Source organism: Microcoleus sp. w1-18aA5 (genome assembly GCF_036701705.1).
GTDB lineage: Bacteria > Cyanobacteriota > Cyanobacteriia > Cyanobacteriales > Microcoleaceae > Microcoleus.
The window spans coordinates 87,175-109,108 of sequence record NZ_JAUPTE010000006.1 but is presented as its reverse complement, the minus strand read 5'-3'; the positions used below and the strand labels follow the sequence as shown (position 1 = coordinate 109,108).

Sequence of the window (21,934 nt, the reverse complement as noted above, 5' to 3'; positions counted from 1 at the left end):
TTTTAATTGCCGACTACGAGCAACTATGATCGAGTAAGATATTAACCAAATATTCGTGTTTCCACAAATTTTTGAACCCTAGCTAGATGACTGAACAAACTTACTAATATGTTCTCAACCCTCTCAATATTTAACAATTCCACATCTGGTGATTCAGATTGAAAGCTTCGCGCTTGATGCTCCAATTGTGCGGCCAAATCCGACATCAGAGCAACTCCTACATTAGCAGAAGTTCCTTTGAGACGGTGGGCTTGATATTCCACAGCTTGCCAATCTTTAGCTTCTACGGCTATTTTGGCAGCAGCTACATCAGCTTGCGCGCCTGCCACAAAAGCTTGCAAAAGTCGCTCTGGCAATTTAATATTAACTCGTCCGAGTTGCTCCAATCTGCTCTTGTCGAACAGTCCGTCGTAGTCTATATGTTCCCAAGTTTGAGGTGCGATCGCCCTTGGTGTCGGCCCAGCCACAACCTGCGCTTTTTCCATAACTTCTGTATAATTTGTTGCTAATTGAGATTTATTTGCCGAATTTATACTTTTAACTCCATACTTATTGTCACCCTGAACATTTAGGGCTTCATACTTTTTCAGAGCCGCCGCCAAAGCATCTAAATCTACAGGTTTACTGAGATAATCATCCATCCCCGCTGCCAGACACTTTTCTCGTTCACCCGGCATAGCATGAGCCGTTAAAGCCATCACAAAAGTATGCCGATCTCTTCCTTCAATTTGCCTCAACTTTTGCGCCGTTTTGTAACCATCAAGTATCGGCATTTGACAGTCCATCAGCACTAAATCATAGCTTTTTTTTGCCAGCAAATCCAGCGCTTCTTGACCGTTGACCACGCAGTCAGCTTGATAGCCTAAAACTGCCAATTGTTCGACAAGAACTTGTTGATTGATTGGGTGGTCTTCCGCCACCAAAATCCTTAGCGATGACAGCAAATTGGGAGTAACATATTGAGTATTAACTGGTGGCAACTTGTAAGTATTAGCAGCCTCCACTCTCCCAAAATCTCCCGTTCCCTTCACCGGCGCAAGCATTGCCTCAAGCAGGCGGCTTGGTCGCACCGGCTCGATCAAATATCCGTTAAAACCTCGACTGCAAAGCGATTCAGCCTTCGGCTGTTCCCGCAAAGCAGTCATGGCGATTAACGAGCCAAATGTCGAGGTCGATCGCACTTTCCTAGCAAATTCCTCCGCATCCAACTCCGGCATTTGCAAGTCCACCAGCACCACATCCCAGCTTTTTCCCCCCTCTCCCGAATTCTGAGAAATCCCACCCTGGGTATTTTTCAACCAACTCCAAGCCTCAGCAGCAGTTTCTGCCTCGTCGCAGCGGGCACCCCAACTTTGAGCGAGCGAGCGCACCGCTGCCCTCCTCAAAGCGCTTCCAGAGATTACTAATAACTTCTTGCCCGCTAGTTCGGGATCATGAGGCTCAACTGGCAACTGTTTTTCCAAAGGTACAGTAAACCAAAAAGTAGCACCGCTGCCTAGCAAACTGCGGACTCCAATCTCCCCTCCCATCATCTCCACTAACTGCTTGCAAATAGCCAAACCTAAACCCGTCCCGCCGTAAGGCCTAGTAGGAGAATCGTCTACCTGAGAAAAAGATTGGAACAACTTTGTTTGCCCCTGGGCCGAAATTCCAATGCCAGTATCTCGGACGGAAAATAGCAATCTTGCCCCTTGTCTACCCTCTGCCATTCGGTTGCCTTGTTTCACCGTTACGTGAACTAAAACTTGACCGCGATCCGTAAACTTTATGGCATTACCCGTTAAATTCAGCAAAACTTGCTTTAATCTTCCCGAGTCGCCCACCAACTTTTTCGGCACTGAGCTGTCAACTAAAATATTCAATTCAATACCTTTTTCTTCTGCCAAATGCGCTATAATTTCTATCACCGACTCAACGCAAGTATCCAAATCAAAATTAGCCTTTTCCAGCCGCATCTCTCCAGCTTCAATCTTAGAGAAATCGAGAATATCATTAATAACATTTAGCAAATGTTCAGCACTGCGGTAAATCGTCTGAGCACAGTCCCGCTGTTTCTGTTCCAGAGGAGCGCGCAGCAGCAATTGAGCCATTGCCAAAACCCCATTCATCGGAGTGCGAATTTCGTGACTCATGTTCGCCAAGAATTGCGACTTCACCCGGCTAGCTTCTAAGGCAGTTTCGCGCGCTTCCACCAACTCATTAATCTTGTCGGCAACCATCACAATTCCCCCTACTTTACCGTCTGGATTGTACCAAGGGTGAGCGGCCCAGCGCAGATAGATAACAGAGCCGTCTGCTCGTTCCCAAGCATCTTCGCTGACAGAAACTACCTTGCCTTGGAGCACTTCTTGGTACATTACTTTCCAGCGATTCGGCGTATCTGGAAACAATTCGTAATGGCTGAGATTATTTAGGGACGGCAAGCCCAAATTAAATTGACTAACCCATTTTTTAGAGTTAGCCATATAGCGCATTTGTGTATCTAACATCGCCATTGCTACAGGCACGCAAGTAATAATTTGTCTCAGTTGCTGCCGTTCCCTTTCCAGAGCATCTTCCGCCTGTTTCCGCTCAGTAATATCGCTAATCATACCGGCCATTCGCAGCGGTTTTCCTTGGGAATTGCGCTGAGCTTTTCCCTGAGAAGTGCAGTAGCGGTAAACACCGTTTGAGTGCAGCAGCCGAAATTCTACATTGTAATCTATTTCTTGTTCCAAGTGAGCTGCGATCGCCGCGACAATTCCCTCCTTGTCATCCGGGTGCAGGCGGTTATATAGAGCTTCCATAGTCCTGCCAAATTGCTTGCGCGACAAACCGATAATTTCCAAAAGGCGATCGTTCCAATAAACCTCATTTTTACTTAAATCCCAATCCCAAATTCCGTCGTTCACTCCCTCTAAAACTAACCTGTACCGTTCTTCGCTTTCCTTAAGCTTTTGACTGGTATGAAACGCCTGAAATTCGGCGCGGTAAACCCGCATCGCATTGGACAAACTGCGAGACAAACTTTCGGGAGAAAGCTTATTTTTAGCGATATAATCAGAAGCTCCTGCCTTCATCAATTCCACAGCAATTTGTTCGTCGCCTTGACCTGTGAGTACAATTAAGGGAACTTTCAGTCCCGCTTCTCGTAGATGTTTTACCAAACTCAGTCCGTCTCCGTCCGGCAATCCGTAGTCGAGGAATACGCAGTCAAATTTGCACTCAAATATTTGATTTAATAGCAGCCCCTGTTCTGTCTCCTCAAGCTCGCTTAAAGGTTGAGATTTATTTTGTTGGGAGAGTTTCGCGGTAGCCTGCGTAGAATTTTTGCTGACCGAGAGTTGGACCAGGGCATCCGCGCAGTCTTCTGCCTCAGTAACTTCTGCCGAAACACCAGCGGACTTGAGCGAGCGTTTGATCGCCATTCGATCTACTGCATCGTCATCAACTATCAGAATTGTGAGAATTTTGTCCATAAAAACCGAATTGTGGATTACTCCGAAAAAGCTGCTGTCGAGAAAAAGGAATTCAAACAACTGCATCGCTGAAAAATCATAAATCTTCTTTGAAAAAAAATATTCAAATTTCCCTATTTTAGGGAATTTCGCTCAGCATCCAGTATTTGTTTAGGGTAGCCATCACTTCCACAAAGTTAGAAAAAGTAACAGGTTTAAGAATATAGCCCGCTACATTCAAATTATAAGCTTTTACTTTATCTCTATCTTCATTAGAAGTTGTGAGGACGATTACCGGAATCGACCTCAAACATTCATCTAGTCGCAATTCTTGCAAAAACTCGATCCCGCTCATTCTCGGCATATTCAAGTCCAGCAAAATCAACCGGCGCGCTTTAGGCATGGGAGGATCTATTTTTCCTTCTCCACGTAATATAGCTAGAGCTTCTAATCCATTGGCAGCAATGTAGAGGGGGTTGACGATGTTATTTTTTTTGAAAGCTCGCCGGACGTTCATCACATCAACCTCATCATCTTCTACCAAGAGAATATGAATTTTTTTGTCTTGCATAAATCAGCCATTTTCTAGATGTTTTTTTAAGCGCCCGTCTCGTTTGCGAGGTTTTGTCAGCACGGATCGCGAACCCAGCAGGTTTAATATCTATTGTCCTTTGTCAAGAATCATTTATGCCGGGGTCGATGACAGTATCTACCTGCAGGCGTACTTGCCCGTAATTCGATTTTAGATTTGAGATTTGAGATTTTGGATTGACCCGACGGATAAATGCGGGGGCTTGAGGATTTTAGATTTGAGATTTGGGATTGATTCCACGGATAAATCCGGGAGCTTGTACCATCAAGAAATTCTTGGTCAGAGCATGAGCGGTGCAGCGGAGATCCAAAAACTCGCCAATAACACCCGATCGAGCTACGGTAAAATCTAAAACTCATCTACCTTATTATTAATCGCCATGTCAGCCGATCGCAAACTCTACGAAGGCAAAGCCAAAATCCTCTACTCCACCGAAGACAGCGAAATTTTGCTGACCCACTTCAAAGACGACGCCACAGCCTTTAACGCTCAGAAACGCGGCAGCATCGTCGGCAAAGGCGAAATCAACTGCGCCGTATCCGCCCACCTGTTTCGGATGCTAGAAGCCAAAGGCATTCCCACCCACTTCATCGACACACCGGCCCCCAACGAAATGCGAGTCTGTCGCGTCCAAATCTTGCCATTGGAAGTCGTAGTCAGAAACATTGCCGCCGGCAGTCTGTGCAAGCAAACCGGACTCGCCCTGGGCACAATAGTCAATCCGCCGCTGGTCGAGTTTTATTACAAAAACGACGATTTGGGAGATCCGCTACTGACCCGCGACAGGCTGCTGCTAATGCAGCTAGCCACCCCCGAACAAGTAGACCAACTAGAAATCGCCGCCCGCGAAATTAACGAAATACTCAAAGAATTTTTCAGCCAGTGTGGCATCACCCTGGTAGACTTCAAACTAGAATTCGGTATCGACCAACATCAAAATCTGATCCTCGCCGACGAAATCAGTCCCGACACCTGCCGCCTCTGGGACAACGCAGAAGCCGACCCCGACGCCCGTGTTATGGACAAAGACCGATTCCGCCGCGACTTAGGATCGGTAGAAACTGCTTACCAGCAAGTTCTGCAACGGGTTCTCGCTCAGAAAGTCTAGAGGCCTTGGTAATGCGCTAGAATTGCACAGTTTGTCACCCTTCTGTTTTCGATGTCAGCAATCAGCGGTCAACAGTCATCAATTAGCGGTCAGCGCGAAATTCCACCGACTTAAATAACTAATGACTAATGACTAATGAATAATGACTAATGTGGTGTGTGGATTGCCCAAAAAAGTGAACAAAAATGCGTTTATCTGCTGTATTGGTGGCAGTTTTTACTGCCTCAGCAACATTCGGGTTATCAAATTCTGCTTCCGGCCAAACATCCTACTCTGAATCAGCAGAGGAAGCTTTGGCTGCCGCCCGGCCCGCCCCGCCGATCGAATTACCCGATCGCCCCCTTCCAGAATTAACCCCAAACCCTCCTCAAAACCGCAAAGCCGCTAAAACCAGCAAAGGGGAAGCCCTAAAAATAGCGGAGGCCCCTGCCAGAGGAGGGAACGACCGGGAACCCCCAAACCAAGTCACAGACCCGCCCTCCCCGGTTTCACCTCCGATCCTTGAACTCAAACCCGAGCTAGCATCCAACCCTTCCCCCGCCTCTAGCAGCCAAAACGCCCTGCCAGAGGCGCAACAGGAAAGCTCGCTCCCCCCATCGGAAGCGGCGGTAATGCCCGCCTGGATCGCAGCAGAGCTAGGGAAACCAGATGAATCCGGGGCGATCGCTCAAAACGCCCAAGTTACGCCCAGACCGGCCCCGACGGGACTACCCGCTAACACCGTTCCCTCTTTGCCCCCTGGCCCAGCACCGCAGCCGAGACAAGCCCCTGCACCCGCCGGGGCGGCAGAACCGCAAGTGCTAGTTGCAGAAGTGACAGTCACCGGGGCGACGGAAGACTTGGAAACCGAAATTTACCGAGTCATCAGCACCCAACCAGGACGCACGACCAACCGCAGCCAACTGCAACAAGACATCAACGCCATTTTTGCCACAGGCTTTTTCAGAAACGTGCGGGCAGTACCGGAAGACACCCCGTTGGGCGTCCGGGTGACTTTTATTGTCCAGCCAAATCCAGTGCTGCAGGGAGTGACAATCACCGGCCAGCAAGTCCTGCCCCAAAGCGTAATTGACGAAAGCTTCCGCGATCAATACGGCAAAATTCTCAACCTCCGCCGCTTTGAGGAGGGAGTGAAAAAAATTAATGCGTGGTATCAAGAGAACGGCTATGTTTTGGGCCAAATTACTGATGCCCCGCAAGTAGCAGACGACGGCACTGTCACCCTGGTAGTGGCAGAAGGCCAGATCGAATCCGTTGATGTCCGCTTCCTGAACAAGGAGGGAGAGGCAACAGATCCCACGGGTCAGCCCATCGGAGGCAACACCCGTCAGTTTGTCATTACCCGCGAAGTAGAACTCAAGCCCGGAGACATCTTTAACCGCACCAAGGCGGAAAGGGATTTGAGACGGGTGTTTGGTTTGGGAATTTTTGAAGACGTGCGACTTGCCTTGGAACCGGGAACGACTGACCCCCGCAAGGCAAGGGTAATTGTCAACGTCATTGAGAAAAATACCGGTTCTCTGGCGGCGGGTGCGGGTTTGAGTTCTGCGACGGGTTTGTTCGGTACGCTGAGTTACCAGCAGCAAAACTTCAGAGGTAGGAACCAAAAGTTGGGCGCGGAGGTGCAAATAGGGGAACGCCAAAATCTGTTTGACTTGAGTTTTACAGATCCCTGGATTGCGGGCGATCCCTACCGGACTTCTTATACGATTAATGCGTTTAGAAGACGATCAATCAGCGTGATTTTTGACGGCGGCGAACGGGAAGTTAGATTGCCCAACGACGATCGACCCCGCATCAATCGCACCGGGGCCGGCATCAATTTCACCCGTCCCCTGTCGCGCAATCCTTTTGCCGATTCTGAGTGGACTGCTTCAGTCGGCTTGCAGTACCAGCGAGTCTCAATTACCGATCGCAAAGGCAGGCGCGAGTCCGAGGACGAACTCGGCAACCTGTTGAGTTTTAGCGATTCGGGCTCGGATGACTTGACAACTTTGCAAGCAGGTGTTGTGCGCGATCGGCGCAACGACCCCCTCCGCCCCACTAGCGGTTCGCTGCTCAGGTTTGGGATGGAACAATCGATTCCTGTAGGTTCCGGCAGCATCCTGTTAAACCGCCTGCGGGCCAGCTACAGCTTGTACCTACCAGTCAAGTACACTAACTTTACCCCCGGCCCTCAAACCCTGGCATTCAGTTTTAGGGGCGGCACCGTATTCGGAGATTTGCCTCCCTACGAAGCCTTTGCCTTGGGCGGCGCCAACTCGGTGCGCGGATACGACGAAGGCGACATGGGAGCCGGCCGCAGCTTCCTAGAAGCCAGCGTTGAGTACCGTTTCCCGATTATTTCGTTTCTCGGCGGAGCGCTATTTTTGGATGCTGGCACTGACTTGGGTACGGGCAAAGATGTCCCAGGCGACCCGGCAGGTATCCGCGAAAAGCCCGGTAGCGGTTACGGTTACGGCCTCGGCGTGCGGATTCAATCTCCTTTAGGGCCGATCCGGATCGATTACGGTATCAACGACACTGGCGACAATCAAATTCACTTTGGAATTGGTGAACGATTCTAAGTTGGCAGTTGACAGTTGACAGTTGGCAGTTGGCAGTTGACAGTTGACAGTTGACAGTTGGCAGTTGGCAGTTGACAGTTGACAGTTGACAGTTGACAGTTGACAGTTGGCAGTTGGCAGTTGGCAGTTGGCAGTTGGCAGTTGACTACTAACTACTGACTAATGACAGTTGACAGTTGACAGTTGACTACTAACTACTGACTACTAACTAATGACTAATGACTATTGAACGTACCTTAAAATCTGAATTTGAACTGTCGGGAATCGGTTTGCATAGCGGCACACAAACTCGCGTCCGAGTTTTGCCTGCGGAGGTTGGGGAAGGCCGCTATTTTGTCAGAGTTGACTTGCCTGGTGCTCCGATAATTCCTGCAAAAATTGAGGCGGTTTCTCAGACTGCACTTTCAACTGAACTGGCAGGTATCGATGCTCAAATTCGCACTGTAGAGCATTTATTAGCGGCTTTGGCGGGGATGGGAGCGGATAATGCTCGAATTGAGGTTGATGGGCCGGAAGTGCCGCTGCTGGACGGTTCGGCTCTGGTTTGGGTAGAGGCGATCACCCATACCGGCTTAGTTCCTCAAGAATCGAAGCAAGCCCCCACTCCCTCCTGCGTCCTAGAACAGCCAATTTGGGTGCGCCACGGGGATGCTTTTGCAGCGGCTTTACCCTCAGCCGAAACTCGATTTAGTTACGGAATTGATTTTGAGGAACAGGCGATCGGCAATCAATGGTACAGTTGGTCGCCAGAAGCAGAAAGTTTTGCTAGCGCGATCGCCCCAGCCCGCACTTTTGGACTTGCTCGCCAAGTTGACCAATTGCGACAAGCAGGTTTGATCAAAGGTGGTACCCTAGAGAACGCCCTAGTTTGCGATCGATCCGGCTGGCTCAACCCGCCTTTGAGATTTGCCAACGAACCAGTGCGCCATAAAATCCTAGACTTAGTAGGCGACCTCAGTCTGCTCGGAACTTGGCCAAAAGCTCACTACTTGGCTTACAAAGCCAGTCACAACCTGCACGTCCAACTCGCCCAAGCCCTGAAATCGGAAGCTCTAGCTACCCTAGATAAAAGTTAGGAAAAAACAAGGTGATATTCTGTTAAGATTGCATCTTCCTTCTGACTTCTGCCTTCTGCAATACCACACTCAAAATTCTTCAAGAAATGTCTACGCTGACTGAAGTTAACACCCTCAATACTGCTAATTCTGAATCCGTCTCCACCAAAAACGGTGAAGATTCTCCAGCGGTTAAATCTACTTTTACTCTCGAAGAAGTTCAGAAATTATTGCCTCATCGCTATCCTTTTGCACTGGTTGACAAGATTGTTGATTACGTGCCGTCCGAGAAGGCTGTAGGAATTAAAAATGTGACTTTTAACGAACCGCATTTTCAAGGGCATTTCCCCGGACGGCCGATTATGCCTGGAGTATTAATTGTCGAAGCGATGGCTCAAGTTGGCGGTATTGTTCTGGCTCAGTTGCCTGACATCAAGCAAGGATTGTGGATGTTTACCGGAATTGATCAAGTCAAGTTCCGTCGTCAGGTTGTACCGGGCGATCAGTTGCTGATGACTGTAGAATTGCTGTGGGTAAAACGCCGCCGCTTTGCAAAAATGCAGGCTCTGGCTGAAGTAGACGGACAAAAAGTTTGTGAAGGGGAATTGACGTTTTCGATGGTAGATTAAATTGGGGAATTGGTAACGGGTAATTGGTAATTTATAACTAAGAACAGCCAACAGACAACAGCCAACAGACAACAGCCAACAGACAACAGCCAACAGTCAACAGACAACGGACAACAGCCAACTGACAACTGACAACTGAAAAATGCTTACTTTGATTCACCCAACTGCTGTGATTCATCCCCGCGCTGAACTTCACCCGACTGTAGAAGTGGGAGCTTATGCTGTAATTGGGGAAAGAGTGAAAATCGGGCCGGAGACTAAGATTGGCGCTCATGCAATTATCGATGGGCTAACAGAAATAGGCGCTCGCAATCAAATTTTCCCCGGTGCGGCGATTGGTTTGGAACCTCAAGATTTGAAATACGAGGGTTCTCTGACTAGGGTGAAAATTGGCGACAACAATCTCATTCGGGAATACGTGACAATTAACCGCGCTACTGGAGCCGGAGAAAGCACGACTATTGGCAATCATAATCTATTGATGGCTTATGTTCATGTGGGACACAATTGCGCGATCGCCGATCGAGTAATTATCGCCAATGCTGTAGCCTTAGCCGGACACGTTAAAATCGAGTCTCAAGCCCGCTTGAGCGGTGTTTTGGGGGTTCACCAGTTTGTCCAAATCGGCCGCTTGTCTATGGTGGGCGGCTTGAGCAGGATCGATCGAGATGTACCTCCTTATATGCTAGTCGAGGGAAATCCTTCGAGAGTGCGAGCAATCAACAAAATAGGCCTCGAACGCGCTGGTTTTACCCCAGAAGATTTGCTAGTTTTGAAGAAAACTTTTCGTATTCTCTACCATTCTGGCTACACTCTAAATCAAGCTTTGGAACAGTTGGATTTGTTGCCAGAAAACCCCCACTTGCAGCACCTGCAGAGATTTGTGCAGCAGTCTATAACCAAAGGGCGGCGAGGTTTGATTCCTGGCAAAAAGTGAATCAGGTAGAATAAACCTATGAACTAAGCGACTGTTGCCCTATGAATGTATATACTTCAGTCAAATCTACATCCCCTGAAACAGAACCAGATGGCTGCATCAGGTTCTCAGATGTTAGTTGGGAGCAATTTGAAGCGATAGAAGCAGCTTTTAAAGATTTCAGAGGTGTGAAATTTTTCTATCTCGATCGACTACTGCAAATTATGACTGTCTCGCCCGAACACGAAATCATCAAGAAAACTCTCTGTATGCTGCTAGAGGCATATATGAGAGCAAATGGGATTCGATTTTACGGCAAGGGCGCCCCGACTCTGGGTAACAGAGAATTAGGCGGTAGAAAAGAGCCGGATGATTCCTATGATGTAGGAACGCAAAAAATAGTCCCAGATATTGCTATTGAAGTGGTAATTACCAGTGGTGGGATAAATACTCTAGAGTTCTACAAAAGGTTGGGCGTTCGGGAAGTCTGGTTTTGGCAAAATAGTCAGTTATCTATCTATTACTTAACAGGTGAAAATTATCAGGAGATGGCCCGGAGTACATTCATTCCCGATCTGGACTTAGAATTACTGCTACGCTGTGCTAATATGCCCGATCAATATGATGCTGTTACCGAGTTATTAGCAAACATCTCACCTGTATAAATTCAAAATATGAAAATTTTTATCAGCACTGGTGAGGTTTCGGGCGATTTGCAAGGAGCTTTGTTAGTTGCAGCCTTAAAACGCTACGCTGTCGCCGTTGGTTTGGAGTTAGAAATAACCGGATTGGGCGGCCCTCGTATGGCGGAAGCGGGTGCTACTATTTTAGGCGATACTTTGGGCATTGGTTCTATGGGCCTTATAGAATCAGTGCCGTACATTTGGCCCACAATCAAAGTTCAGCAAAAAGCTAAACAATATCTCAAAAACTTCCGCCCGGATGCTGTTGTATTGATTGATTATTTGACTCCTAATCTCGGTATTGGCAGCTATATCCGTCGCTGTTTGCCTGATTTGCCCGTGGTTTGGTACATCGCACCTCAAGAATGGGTTTGGTCGATTTCTCCTCGCAATACTGATCTGATTGTCAGTATTTGCGACCAACTTTTGGCAATTTTCCCAGAGGAAGCTAGTTATTATCAAAAAAAAGGAGCCCAAGTGAGTTGGGTCGGTCATCCTTTGGTGGATAGAATGCAATCTGCGCCCAGCCGGGAAGTTGCCCGCAAAACTTTGGGAATTTTGCCGGAACAGGTGTCGATCGCCCTAATTCCCGCTTCCAGACACCAAGAACTCAAGTACCTGATGCCGGTTATATTTGAGGCAGCTCAAATTATTCAAGCTAAATTGCCGGAAGTTCATTTTTGGATTCCGCTTGCTAACAAAGCTTTCCGCAGCAAAATTGAACAGGCGATCGAGAATTACGGTTTGCGGGCTACTTTGTTAGAAAATCAAACTCTGGAAATCTTGGCTGCTGCCGATCTGGCGATCGCTAAATCTGGTACTGTTAATCTGGAGCTAGCTTTGCTCGACGTTCCGCAAGTTGTCGCCTACCGCGTCAGTCCGATTACGGCGATTATTGCTCGCCACGTCCTGAAATTTTCGATTCCTTTTATGTCTCCGCCCAATTTGGTGCAAATGAAGCCGATCGTCCCGGAGTTGCTGCAAGACGAGGCGACTGCGGAAAATATAGTGAACCATGCACTGGAATTGCTGCAAAATGCCGATCGACGCCAGCAAACTTTGGCGGGTTATCGGGAAATGCGCGAAAATCTCGGAGATGTGGGTGTGTGCGATCGGGCTGCTGCGGAAATAATGAAAAATGTCAAATTAAATACAGCTTCTTAAAGCAATTTTGGTATTGAAAGGTTATGTATAAACCTGGTTCCTTTGTGGCTGGCTCGTGGACAAACCCACGATTTATTACCAAAAACGCGGTTGATTTCCTTAATTTCTATTAAAGCAACTTTTTTATTGAAATGTTATGCCAAGCAATCGGAAAAAGCGACCGATCGCTGTTGATTTATTTGCAGGCGCGGGTGGCATGACCCTGGGCTTTGAACAAGCAGGATTTGATGTACTTGCCTCAGTCGAAATTGACCCTATTCACTGCGCCACACACGAGTTTAATTTCCCGCTGTGTTCTATTTTGTGCAAAGATGTCACACAGCTTACGGGCTCAGAAATTCGGAAAAAATCGGCGATCGGGCGGCGCGAGATAGACGTAGTAATCAGCGGTTCGCCCTGTCAAGGATTCTCCATGATGGGCAAGCGTGATGTGGACGACCCACGAAATTCTTTAATTTTTCACTTTCAGCGTTTAGTTTTGGAGCTAAAACCCAAGTTTTTTGTCATGGAAAATGTGCCGGGAATTGCATCAGGAGAACACAAAGAACTCCTGAATGTTTTAATTAGCTCTTTTATGAAACGTGGCTATAAAGTAGAAGAAAATTATCAAGTTCTCAACGCTGTTAACTATGGAGTGCCGCAAGCTCGCAAACGATTGTTTTTGATTGGGTGCAAAGAAGGTTATGAGCTACCAAAATACCCTCAGCAAACTACGATACTGCCGAAAATTAAAATTCCTAAACGCTATAAAAAAATTAATTTACCTACTGTCCCGACAGTTTGGGATGCGATTGGAGATTTGCCGGAAGTGGAAAAGTACAGCGAGTTGCTGCATCGAGATTGGGTGATGGCGGAGTATGGAAAGTGCAGCACTTATGGGAGTATAATGCGCGGAATTGAGGGTTTGGATGATGATTATTCCTACGATCGCGAATACGATCGACAAATCCTCTCTGGTAGTTTGCGAACTAAACATTCTCAGGAATGTATAGAAAGGTTTCAGGCGGCCAAACACGGCGAAAAAGAGCCGATCAGCCGTTTTTACAAGCTTCACCCTGACGGAGTTTGCAACACACTCAGGGCCGGAACCGACAGGGCGAGGGGGGCTTATACTTCGCCGAGACCGATTCACCCGATCGCCCCTCGGTGCATTACAGTCAGAGAAGCTGCGCGACTGCATTCCTATCCTGACTGGTTTAGATTTCACGTCACCAAATGGCACGGTTTTCGCCAAGTCGGAAATTCTGTACCACCGCTATTGGCGAAAGCTGTCGCAGCGCAAATTATTAGCGCTTTAGGGGTGACAGCCTTTAAGCCCAGTCTCAAACTGACATGGGGAGATGATTCGTTGCTTAAACTCAATTGGTCGGAAGCAGAACAATATTATCTAAAAAGTTAAGAATTAGATTGACAGCGTATATCCAGGGCTACCCCCATTAAGCGCGGGTTTAGCGTCCCCTGTATCAGTGAACACAGTTCGATTACCCGCACGAGATGTCCCCGGTAGTTCAACAAACCGGGAATGTATTCCGGGGCGCTGTGAAGTTTTTTCAAGGTAAAAGTGGGAACTATTTCGACTACTGGGCTGCAATCCAAGGCGTAGCGTCCTATACATAAAATAGCAAAATCAACATCTGGATATCAGAGGAGATTTGAGATTGTGAAAGTCTGCCGGAAAACATTGTGAGAAATTTCACTGAGTTTTGCAACAATTACAAGTCTTTTGGACTTCTAGAGCTATTGTGTAAAAAGTGTATTTTCAGGAGACTCAACTACTATGGGTTGGTTTAAAAGACTGTTCGGACTCGAAAAGCCTGCACCCCAGGCTGAACCGATGGCACAAGTAGTACAGCAAGCAGCACAAGCACAATCCATCGCTCCTGCTAAAGTCGGCCCAGACGGAAATTTTGACGAAAGCGGCTTAGCGAAGCGGGTTGCTTTAGCTTTTGACGCCGATGCAGAAGTTGCTGATATCGAGACTGTTTATGTAGCTCAGCTCAGCAGCACCGTTGTTCTCAAAGGTCAAGTTCCTAGTCAGGCAATTCTCGACAAGTTGGTGGCGATCGCCTCTGCTGAAGAAGGTGCCACAAACGTGCAAACCGATCAGGTGACAGTCGGCTAGTTCTTGGGAACCGAAGCAGTCTCGCTCCGGGTGCTGCTCAAATTAGCCAACAACTCCATTAAACCCGCTGCGGCGGGTTTTTTGTTGCCGTCACCCCCTCAAAATATTAATTATTGTAAATAAAACCGATTTATCTCAAAAAACAGTATAATTGAATACAGAAACTAAAAAAGTTTTAGCAAAGAAAACCAACCCTGACCTGACTGCCCTTTTTATCTCCATAAATATAAGGATCAAAAAATATGAAACTGACTTATCGCGGTTCAAACTACGAGTACGACATTCCGACAGTTGATATGGTGGAAGGCGAAGTCGCGGGCAAATACCGGGGGCAAAACTGGAACTATCGGTATCCGAGACACATTCCCAACCCCAGAAAATACGGCGGCCCAAACTATACCAAAAAGCGAGATGCTCAAGCTGGCGATGTCGCAGCAGCTAGCGCCTCAGCGAGGGTGGATTATTACCCAACAGTTGTGGAAGTGGCGCAAGTGCACCGGGCGAATCTTTGCAATATTCTCGATCGTAGAAAGCAAGCGGCCCAAGCCAAGGGCGATGAAAGACTGCTACGCTTGCTAGAAATTGAGTCGAGACACATGGTGTGTTAGAGAAAAGCTTCAGAAAACAAAGCGTTTGTCAAGAGGGGGGAAATCAACAGCAGCTTGATTTTCCCCCTCTTCCCATAAAGCACTTTCCAGGTAGAAGTACAAATAAACCAGTTTCTGTCACCCCTTGACACAAACCACCTGCTTCAGCGTCGCCACAACTTCGACCAAATCCGCCTGCTGACTCATCACCTCATCAATCGGCTTATAAGCCCCCGGAATTTCATCTAAAAATTGCTCATCTTTCCGGCACTCAACCCCCTCAGTCTGCCGCACCAAATCATCGAGAGTGAATACATTCTTCGCTTGAGTGCGAGACATCAAGCGCCCCGCACCGTGACTGCAACTACAGTAACTTTCAGCATTTCCCTTCCCTTTAACAATGAAAGATTTCGCCCCCATCGAACCCGGAATAATCCCGTAATCCTCTACATCCGCGCGTACAGCACCCTTGCGAGTCACATACACATCTTCGCCAAAATGCACCTCTTTTTCCGCGTAATTGTGGTGGCAATTCACCTCTAATAACGGCTTAACAGATTTGCCTCCCGCGACGTGCTTTTCCACAATTCGCTTAAACCGATTCATCATTACATCGCGATTAAAACGAGCATAATCTTGCGCCCATTGCAAATCGTGCCAGTAAGCCGCAAACTCCGGCGTGCCCGCTACAAAATAAGCCAAATCTTTGTCAGCCAGATTAATTTCTGCCAGTTTAGCTAAATCTTTAGCAGTCTCGATATGCTGCTGTGCGAGCAAATTTCCAATGCCGCGAGAACCGGAATGCAGCATCAGCCAAACAAAGTTTTCAGTATCAACGCAAACCTCAATAAAATGATTGCCACCGCCGAGGGAACCCATTTGTTTTAAGGCTTTATTGTTTTGATGCTGTACGCCTTGATGAAGTTCCTTAAACTCGCCCCATTTTTGCCAGTTAGTGACTGTTTTTTCTACTTCTTTATTTTCCGCAAATCCCACGGGAATGGCGGCTTCGATATCGAGGCGAATTTGTTTGAGTTTACCTTCTAATTTGTGAGCCTTGAATGGCATTTTAATGGCAGCCATCCCGCAACCAATATCAACTCCGACAGCAGCCGGAATAATCGCTTCTTTTGTGGCAATTACTGAACCGACTAAAGCGCCTTTTCCTAAATGTACGTCGGGCATTAGTGCGACGTGTTTGAATACAAAGGGCAAGGATGCTACGTTTGCGGTCATCTTGGTTTCTTTTTCACCTAGGGCGTGATTTGCCCAAGATAATACTGGTTTTGGGGCTGATATGTCTAATTTTTCGTAGGGCATTTTTATTGAGATTTATTTTGCTTATTGTTATGTAGTATATATTGTAGCATAAATAATTTCTGATGTCAAATTCACCTTACTGGCTGATTTTATTACGGTGGGTCAGCTTAACATCAAATGCAGCACCGATATTGTTGGTAAGTCCGACAGCCCGACAGGGAATTCATTCCCTGTCTCATAGCAAAAGTCCTCTAAAAGAGGACTGAAATCGATAAGGCTTTCCCTCACAATCAGCAGTCGGTTTTAACCGACTTTCGCTATGAGGCAGGGGTTTAAACCCCTGCCGGATTGCGGGAAAGTGCGTATTTGCTGACGCTACATTTTACAAATTCGCATTTTTTCTCCCGGCCTTCTGCAAGGGAATAGCCACCGCCTGCGGTTTCTTATTCCCTGCAAATATCCCGAAGAAATCGTGCAGCAAAATGTAAAAACACGGAATAATAAACAGCGTCAGCATAGTCGCCAGCGACAAACCGGAAAACACCACCACACCCAGCGGTTGCAAGAATTCCGAACCGTCTCCAATGCCCAAAGCTAGGGGGAATAAACCCAAAACTGTGGTAATAGTTGTCATCAAAATCGGACGCAAGCGCTGAGGTGCCGCTTTGAGAATTGCTGTCGTGCGATCGACCTTTTCATCTTCCAGAATTTGGTTCGCCAACTCCACCATAATAATCGCATTATTTACCACAATTCCCACCAGCAAAATCGCCCCCACAATCACCGTTGCGCCGATCGCAGTTTTAGTCGCATACAGCCCGAAAATCCCCCCAGCCAAAGCCAGCGGCACCGTTAACATAATCACCAGCGGATCGACAAGCGAATTGTACTGCACCGCCATCACCACAAATACCAAAAACGCCGCCAAAGAGCCCAAAACAATCAGCGAACTTTGCAATTCCCGGTTAGTTTCCGCCGCCGAACTCGGTATAACTCGTACTCCCGGCGGCAATTTGATTTCCGACAAAACTGTATCCACTTGTTTCAAAGCAGCGCCCAAACTCGCGCCCTTATTAACATTCCCCGCAATCATGAAAACTTGCCGCTGGTTAAGCCTTTGAATTTCCCCAGGCGCTTTTCCCAGTTCAATATTCGCCACATCGCTCAAGCGGATAATGCTGTTATCCCTAGCAGTTAAAGGGATAAATTTTAGTGCGGAAATCGATTGAACAGCAGCGCGATCGAATTGTACCCGCACATCAACCAAACGGTTTCCCCGCTGCAATTGCGTAGGAACAGAACCTTGAATAGCTGTCTGAATCGCCTCTCCGATTTGCCTCGCATTCAAGCCGTAGATTTCCGCTTGTTCCCAGTTGGGGCGAATCTGCACTTCCGTTTGCTGCGGGTCTGCATCCGGGCGAAAAGTAGCTAACTTTACCTTCTCATCCAAAGTGGCCAATATCTCGCGGCCGGCTTGCTGCAATATTTGCTCGTTTTCGCCCTGAAGCAGGACATCAACTTCCGCGCCACGCACTGGCGAATTAGTTAAAACCAAACCTCGCACATTTTCTGGATTCAGACGCAAACGAGTATTTTTGGGCAAGTCAATTTTTTTATTCAATTCTTGCGTAACTCGCTGCACAAAATCCAATGTATTGGTGCCAGGTTTCAGCGTAATGTTGCAGCCGCCGCGCAGCACATTCTCAACCGTATTGTTGCCGAATAACAGCCCGCCCACCGTCGTCAAAGTGTATTGAGTTTCTGGTTGGCTGAGGATAATTTTATCAGCTTCTGCCATGATTCTTTGGTTGGTTGCCAAATTTGTGCCCGCAGGAAACAAAGCAAACAATCTCGCTTGACCGGTATTAATTCTGGGCAATATTTCCTGGGGAATTTGACCAGCCATCAGCCAACTGCCGCCGCCCAATCCAATAATCGCTACTGCAATGATAATCAACCGCCACCGCACTATGCCCGATAAAAATTTACCGTAACCGGCGGTAGCATTGGTAAAAGCTCGATCGAATGCGCGCAGCGGCCAAAAGTTGCTCAAACCGCTGGATAGCCGCAACGCTAGCAGTCGAGAAGCCATCATCGGTACTACTGTCAATCCGACAATCAGAGAGGCGGCGACGGAAAAGGTGATGGTGAGGATTAATTCGTTGAAAAGTAAGGAAACTAAGCCGCCTATTAGCAAAAATGGTAGTACGGCAACTAAGTTAGTGATGGTGGAAGCAAATAAAGCTGATTCTAATTCTTGGCTGCTTTTTTCTGCTTGCTGCATCAACTGCTTGTTACTGAAGCGCTGACCGTTGGCACTTTTTTTATTGCTGGTTCCTTCGACAATATTCTCCAGCATCACGATCGAGTTATCGACCACAATTCCCACACCCAGCGCCAAACCGCCCAAACTGAAAACGTTCAGAGATAGGCCAAAAACTCCCATCAGAATAATCGCCATTAAAGTTGCGAGGGGAATTGCTAGGACAATAATCAAAGTTTGGCGAAGGGAAGCGAGAAAAAGCAATACAGATGCCCCCGCTAAAACAGCCCCGGTTAAACCAGAAAATAGGACATTGCTAATAGAATCGCGGATAAACTTAGACTCGTCGAAGGTATTGACGATAGTCGTGCCTTCGGGAATTACCCCGGATTCTTTTAATTCTTCTAGCCGCTTTTTGATGCCGTCTACAACTGAGATTGTATTCGCGTCCGGCTGCTTTTGAATGCTAATTTTTACGGCTGCTTTCTGATTGAGAAATACTTTAACTCGCTCTTCTTCTGTACCGTCAATTACCTGAGCAAAATCGCGCAAAAACACTCGTTTGGGTGGATTAGAACCCGATGCTTGAAAGGAAATTGCCTGAATTTCTTTGGCGTTCTTAAATCGCCCGACGGTACGGGTTAAAGGTTCCGCTGCTTCTTGCCGCAGCCGCCCGCCGGAAGTGTCGAGGTTGCGGGATTCGAGGGCTGATAAAACGTCGGAAATACTGACCCCTAAAGATTGCAAGCGATTTAAGTCAATATTTACTTGAATTTCTTCTTGCACGCCGCCGGCAACGTCAATTGCTGCGATTCCTGGAATTACGTTTAATTCTCTGGATAATTCTTCGTCGGCAAATACGCGCAAATCAACTCCTTGCAATGAGTTGGAAGTGAGGGCAAATTCGTAAATCGGCTGCTGGGAAGGGTCAACTTTGAAGAGAGTGGGCGATTCAACTGTATCGGGAAGTCGGTTGCGGATGCGGTTGACCGCGGCGGTGGCGTCGTTGAGGGCCTGGTCGATGTTGCCCCCGGGTTTGAAAAATAAATCGACGCTGACTTGTCCTTCGCGAGTCCGCGAGAAAACTTGCATGACGCCTTCAGTGGCGGAAAGTCCTTGTTCAAGTGGGCGGGTAACTTCGTCTATTGCTACTTCTGGGGAGACGCCTGGGGCGTTTAAGCGAACGCCGATGCGGGGATAGGTGATCGATGGTAGCAAGTCAACGGGCAGTTGGGTGATGTAGAAAAAGCCCACGATTATAATAGCAAGTGTCAGCATGAGGGTGCCAATATGGCGACGGATGGCGGTCGCGCTAATGCTGAATCCGGGTTTGTCGGGGGTCATTTGATTTTAGATTTTAGATTTTTGAATTGAAAAGTTTACCCAGTCAGCCAGCCTGCAAAGGAATGAATCGCGGGGCTGGCGACCAAATTGTTTTCGCTCAGGCTTTATTTTGTATAGGCAGTGAGAGAATATTTACGCTCTGCACCTGACAAGTAGTATAATAAATTTTAATAAATTGTCAAAAATGTTTTTTTGAATATTCCTTTAGAGGTAGTTGATCGCCCAAAATGCAGATTGGCAGAAATTGCGAGGGGATTTTGAATCTCTATAAGTTATCGCCATCAGGAACAGGCAAGATGCCTGTTCCACAACAAATAAACTTTTTGGTGGAACAGGCATCTTGCCTGTTCCTAAAGTTTTCTTCCCTTTTCTCTCTTCCTTCTTCTTCTTCTTCTTCTTCCGACTTCCGACTTCCATCGAACTGACATCCGTTACATCCGTTACATTCGTGGAGCGAATCCGTTGCCGAACTTCCTTCTTTTACTGTACTTGAGAGCCGTGGACGCGGGGGTCGGAGCTACTTGTTTTCACAGGCCCTGTGGGGGGAGTAAAATTAGAAACTTGACCGCCAGCTTGGGCGTGTGGCAGAGGTTTTCCTGCAATTAAAGCTTCTAAGTTAGCTTCCATAATACTGCGCGGCATTTCGCCCATCGTTTCAGCAACGGCGCTGCCTTTATCGTTCAAGTAGACAAAGTGCGGAATGCCGTCTACTCGATATTTGGTGATTTCTGGCAGCCATTTGTCATTGTCTACATTCAGCATCACAAAATTTAGCGGTTCGGCATATTTCTGTTTGATTTCGCTCAAATCGTTAGCCATTGCCTGACAGCTACCGCACCAATTAGCATAAAATTCCATGAGTGTCGGTTTCCCATTTACCAAAGCTGTTTCTAATGGCGTTGAAGCTTTTGCCATGTCGGTGAGACTGCTTGACGGCGTTTGGGTTTGCAGCCCGAAGAAGATGGATATTGAAAGAGCGATCGCTGTTAACACGATCAATAAGTTTCTGAGGCGCGTGGCGACTTTTGTTTCGGGATTTTTGGCGACGGGGGCGACCGTTGACTTGGGCGAATTCTGGGTCATAAAATAAATTGCGCTTTGATTTCTATGTTTTTATTTTAAATAATAGATTCAGATTATAGCACATTTTGAGATAATCAGACCCATTTCATAAAAATTTGTGCTAAAGGCAGTAATTAGATTAAGTGCGCTAAAACAGAAGATAACAAAGATTGTTTGTAAATTACCGAGGACTTGCAGGGTGAAAAAACGGGTAACACTGACGTTTCCCCAACGATCGATCCAAATGCCTGTCACCTATCGACTGGCAAAGGATTTTAATGTTGCAGCCAACATTATCCGTGCTCAGGTAGCTCCTAATCAAGTGGGCAAACTGGTGCTAGAGTTATCAGGGGACATCGACCAACTAGAAGCGGCGATCGACTGGATGCGATCGCAAAATATCGGCGTTTCCCTAGCCAGTCGGGAAATACTCATAGACGAAGATATCTGCGTTCACTGCGGTTTGTGTACGGGAGTTTGCCCGACGGAAGCCTTGACCCTTGACCCAGAAAGCTTTAAACTAAGTTTTGCTCGATCGCGGTGTATCGTTTGCGAGCAGTGCATCCCTACTTGTCCGGTGCAAGCTATTTCTACTAACCTCTAGAAACTGTATACACTCATCGGAAGCATCATCTTTTTTCCCTGGTTCTCCTAATTGTGCCATTGGATGAAAAAAAACTCTTGGGTTTCCCTAACTCTACTTTTTGTTACTTATTTCACTTTTGGCTGGAAATTATCGGAGTTTGATGTTCCCCCGCACCTGACTTGGTTTCTAGCCATAGCTTCAATTTTAGTGTTGGCTGTCGCCTTGTCGTTCCCGCTGAGAGACATAAAAGCCTTAATTTTTCGGTGGTTTTCGAGTGATATTGGTGCTTTTCTTTCTATTATTGTAGGAGCTTTTGTGGCAGTGGTAGTTTTTGCCTGGATGCACCTTTTTGCTACTTGTTTACTCTTGATTTCAGCCGGAGCTTTAGCAAGACTCGATATTCAAATGTCTGGTTGGAAGAATTGGCGGGCTTTTGCGGTATTAGCTACCATTTCTTTAACTGGTGTGGGGTTGGGCGGATCTCTGGAGTTTTGGTTAAAAACAGGCAGGCTCGTATTCTCTTAATTGGGAACGGGAAATTCATCCAACCAAATTCTAT

General features: G+C 47.2%; 19 protein-coding genes. 12 read left to right on the top strand and 7 right to left on the bottom strand.

The genetic code is table 11. The features are described from left to right. Positions 1-41 precede the first annotated feature (41 nt). Positions 42-3,458 (bottom strand): response regulator, encoded by a 3,417-nt coding sequence (locus Q5691_RS03935; protein WP_333343947.1) that lies wholly within the window; start codon positions 3,456-3,458, stop codon positions 42-44. Between the two features lie 118 nt (positions 3,459-3,576). Beyond that, positions 3,577-4,008 (bottom strand): response regulator, encoded by a 432-nt coding sequence (locus Q5691_RS03930; RefSeq protein ID WP_015177949.1) that lies wholly within the window; start codon positions 4,006-4,008, stop codon positions 3,577-3,579. Positions 4,009-4,408: 400 nt separating this feature from the next. Between Q5691_RS03930 and purC the strand changes: the two genes are divergently transcribed. The 8 genes from purC to Q5691_RS03890 all read left to right on the top strand — a co-directional run bounded on the left by purC (position 4,409) and on the right by Q5691_RS03890 (position 13,550). After that, positions 4,409-5,137, top strand: coding sequence for a phosphoribosylaminoimidazolesuccinocarboxamide synthase (gene purC, locus Q5691_RS03925; protein ID WP_333209772.1), 729 nt, complete (start codon positions 4,409-4,411; stop codon positions 5,135-5,137). Positions 5,138-5,322: 185 nt separating this feature from the next. Further along, positions 5,323-7,704: a BamA/TamA family outer membrane protein gene (locus tag Q5691_RS03920; protein ID WP_333209774.1), complete on the top strand. Its 2,382-nt coding sequence runs from the start codon at positions 5,323-5,325 to the stop codon at positions 7,702-7,704. A 218-nt stretch (positions 7,705-7,922) separates the two neighbouring features. Then, positions 7,923-8,780 (top strand): UDP-3-O-acyl-N-acetylglucosamine deacetylase, encoded by an 858-nt coding sequence (lpxC, locus tag Q5691_RS03915; protein ID WP_333309670.1) that lies wholly within the window; start codon positions 7,923-7,925, stop codon positions 8,778-8,780. 86 nt (positions 8,781-8,866) lie between these two features. Further along, positions 8,867-9,388, top strand: coding sequence for a 3-hydroxyacyl-ACP dehydratase FabZ (gene fabZ, locus Q5691_RS03910; RefSeq protein WP_333163518.1), 522 nt, complete (start codon positions 8,867-8,869; stop codon positions 9,386-9,388). Positions 9,389-9,530: 142 nt separating this feature from the next. Further along, positions 9,531-10,325 carry an acyl-ACP--UDP-N-acetylglucosamine O-acyltransferase gene (gene lpxA, locus Q5691_RS03905; protein WP_333209778.1) on the top strand — a complete coding sequence of 265 codons (795 nt, stop codon included), beginning with the start codon at positions 9,531-9,533 and terminating at the stop codon, positions 10,323-10,325. A gap of 41 nt (positions 10,326-10,366) precedes the next feature. Continuing rightward, positions 10,367-10,969 (top strand): Uma2 family endonuclease, encoded by a 603-nt coding sequence (locus Q5691_RS03900; RefSeq protein ID WP_333209780.1) that lies wholly within the window; start codon positions 10,367-10,369, stop codon positions 10,967-10,969. Positions 10,970-10,978: 9 nt separating this feature from the next. Then, positions 10,979-12,151 (top strand): lipid-A-disaccharide synthase, encoded by a 1,173-nt coding sequence (gene lpxB / locus Q5691_RS03895; protein WP_333343946.1) that lies wholly within the window; start codon positions 10,979-10,981, stop codon positions 12,149-12,151. A 136-nt stretch (positions 12,152-12,287) separates the two neighbouring features. Further along, on the top strand, positions 12,288-13,550 hold the full coding sequence (locus tag Q5691_RS03890) for a DNA cytosine methyltransferase (RefSeq protein WP_333209782.1): 1,263 nt from the start codon (positions 12,288-12,290) through the stop codon (positions 13,548-13,550). Here the strand turns inward: Q5691_RS03890 and Q5691_RS03885 are convergent. After that, complete coding sequence (locus Q5691_RS03885; RefSeq protein ID WP_333209784.1) at positions 13,547-13,747, bottom strand: chemotaxis protein CheW; 201 nt, start codon at positions 13,745-13,747, stop codon at positions 13,547-13,549. The genes Q5691_RS03890 and Q5691_RS03885 overlap by 4 nt on opposite strands. Before the next feature lie 181 nt (positions 13,748-13,928). On the opposite strand from Q5691_RS03885, the gene Q5691_RS03880 reads away from it, so the two are divergent. Continuing rightward, positions 13,929-14,273: a BON domain-containing protein gene (locus Q5691_RS03880; RefSeq protein ID WP_333209786.1), complete on the top strand. Its 345-nt coding sequence runs from the start codon at positions 13,929-13,931 to the stop codon at positions 14,271-14,273. 242 nt (positions 14,274-14,515) lie between these two features. Next, on the top strand, positions 14,516-14,881 hold the full coding sequence (locus tag Q5691_RS03875) for a DUF4278 domain-containing protein (protein ID WP_333343945.1): 366 nt from the start codon (positions 14,516-14,518) through the stop codon (positions 14,879-14,881). A gap of 117 nt (positions 14,882-14,998) precedes the next feature. On the opposite strand, the gene Q5691_RS03870 is transcribed toward Q5691_RS03875, so the two are convergent. From Q5691_RS03870 to Q5691_RS03855, 4 genes are all read right to left on the bottom strand, one after another. Then, positions 14,999-16,096: an RtcB family protein gene (locus tag Q5691_RS03870; protein WP_445305822.1), complete on the bottom strand. Its 1,098-nt coding sequence runs from the start codon at positions 16,094-16,096 to the stop codon at positions 14,999-15,001. Between the two features lie 406 nt (positions 16,097-16,502). Then, a complete protein-coding gene (locus tag Q5691_RS03865) occupies positions 16,503-19,727 on the bottom strand; it encodes an efflux RND transporter permease subunit (protein ID WP_333343943.1) in 3,225 nt (1,074 codons plus the stop codon). Positions 19,728-19,931: 204 nt separating this feature from the next. Continuing rightward, on the bottom strand, positions 19,932-20,144 hold the full coding sequence (locus Q5691_RS03860) for a hypothetical protein (RefSeq protein ID WP_333309679.1): 213 nt from the start codon (positions 20,142-20,144) through the stop codon (positions 19,932-19,934). Between the two features lie 63 nt (positions 20,145-20,207). Further along, positions 20,208-20,810: a thioredoxin family protein gene (locus tag Q5691_RS03855; protein WP_333082553.1), complete on the bottom strand. Its 603-nt coding sequence runs from the start codon at positions 20,808-20,810 to the stop codon at positions 20,208-20,210. Positions 20,811-20,988: 178 nt separating this feature from the next. Between Q5691_RS03855 and Q5691_RS03850 the strand changes: the two genes are divergently transcribed. Next, positions 20,989-21,393, top strand: coding sequence for an NIL domain-containing protein (locus tag Q5691_RS03850; protein WP_006635751.1), 405 nt, complete (start codon positions 20,989-20,991; stop codon positions 21,391-21,393). 63 nt (positions 21,394-21,456) lie between these two features. Next, on the top strand, positions 21,457-21,900 hold the full coding sequence (locus Q5691_RS03845) for a hypothetical protein (RefSeq protein WP_333343942.1): 444 nt from the start codon (positions 21,457-21,459) through the stop codon (positions 21,898-21,900). The last annotated feature ends 34 nt before the right edge of the window (positions 21,901-21,934 follow it).

Coding starts and splice junctions, on each gene's coding strand:
- Q5691_RS03920 (WP_333209774.1), top strand. CDS start 5,323: ATGCGTTTATCTGCTGTATTGGTGGCAGTTTTTACTGCCTCAGCAACA.
- Q5691_RS03875 (WP_333343945.1), top strand. CDS start 14,516: ATGAAACTGACTTATCGCGGTTCAAACTACGAGTACGACATTCCGACA.
- Q5691_RS03870 (WP_445305822.1), bottom strand. CDS start 16,096: ATGACCGCAAACGTAGCATCCTTGCCCTTTGTATTCAAACACGTCGCA.
- Q5691_RS03860 (WP_333309679.1), bottom strand. CDS start 20,144: ATGGAAGTCGGAAGTCGGAAGAAGAAGAAGAAGAAGAAGGAAGAGAGA.
- Q5691_RS03845 (WP_333343942.1), top strand. CDS start 21,457: ATGAAAAAAAACTCTTGGGTTTCCCTAACTCTACTTTTTGTTACTTAT.
- lpxB (WP_333343946.1), top strand. CDS start 10,979: ATGAAAATTTTTATCAGCACTGGTGAGGTTTCGGGCGATTTGCAAGGA.
- Q5691_RS03900 (WP_333209780.1), top strand. CDS start 10,367: ATGAATGTATATACTTCAGTCAAATCTACATCCCCTGAAACAGAACCA.
- Q5691_RS03865 (WP_333343943.1), bottom strand. CDS start 19,727: ATGACCCCCGACAAACCCGGATTCAGCATTAGCGCGACCGCCATCCGT.
- Q5691_RS03880 (WP_333209786.1), top strand. CDS start 13,929: ATGGGTTGGTTTAAAAGACTGTTCGGACTCGAAAAGCCTGCACCCCAG.
- lpxC (WP_333309670.1), top strand. CDS start 7,923: ATGACTATTGAACGTACCTTAAAATCTGAATTTGAACTGTCGGGAATC.
- Q5691_RS03930 (WP_015177949.1), bottom strand. CDS start 4,008: ATGCAAGACAAAAAAATTCATATTCTCTTGGTAGAAGATGATGAGGTT.
- Q5691_RS03890 (WP_333209782.1), top strand. CDS start 12,288: ATGCCAAGCAATCGGAAAAAGCGACCGATCGCTGTTGATTTATTTGCA.
- Q5691_RS03935 (WP_333343947.1), bottom strand. CDS start 3,458: ATGGACAAAATTCTCACAATTCTGATAGTTGATGACGATGCAGTAGAT.
- purC (WP_333209772.1), top strand. CDS start 4,409: ATGTCAGCCGATCGCAAACTCTACGAAGGCAAAGCCAAAATCCTCTAC.
- Q5691_RS03855 (WP_333082553.1), bottom strand. CDS start 20,810: ATGACCCAGAATTCGCCCAAGTCAACGGTCGCCCCCGTCGCCAAAAAT.
- fabZ (WP_333163518.1), top strand. CDS start 8,867: ATGTCTACGCTGACTGAAGTTAACACCCTCAATACTGCTAATTCTGAA.
- lpxA (WP_333209778.1), top strand. CDS start 9,531: ATGCTTACTTTGATTCACCCAACTGCTGTGATTCATCCCCGCGCTGAA.